This is a genomic window from Priestia sp. 10L35 (assembly GCF_056395685.1).
Genome location: NZ_JBFTKA010000076.1, coordinates 1 through 350 on the forward strand (window position 1 = coordinate 1; position 350 = coordinate 350).

Genomic DNA, 350 nt, shown 5'->3' on the forward strand with positions numbered 1-350 from the left:
GTTCGAGACCGTGCTGGACGGCGACCTGGCCGGGCTGCTGGCGCAGGTGGAAGCGGACGACAACCAGCGCAAGGGCGAGTTCGTGGTGATGGTGCAGGGCGCTGGCGATGATGCCGAGGCGCAGCTGGCCCATGGCCGTCAGGTCTACGCCAAGCTGAGCGAGCACCTGCCGCCGTCGACCGCCGCCAAGCTGGCGGCCGAATTGACCGGCGCACCGCGCAAGGCGTTGTACGGCAGTTGATGCGCGGGGTCGGACCCCTGCAGGGGCTCCGACCTCAGACACCCGAGGGTCGTTACGTGTGCAGCGTGCGGATGAAGGTGCTGATTTCACCTATCACTACGTCCAAGGG

At 67.4% G+C, this 350-nt stretch carries 1 protein-coding gene; it reads left to right on the forward strand.

All coding sequences use genetic code 11. The annotated features are described in order from the left end of the window. A partial coding sequence (locus AC1DEF_RS29420; RefSeq protein WP_477727750.1) for a hypothetical protein occupies positions 1-241 on the forward strand: 241 nt, incomplete at its 5' end. Between the last annotated feature and the right edge of the window lie 109 nt (positions 242-350).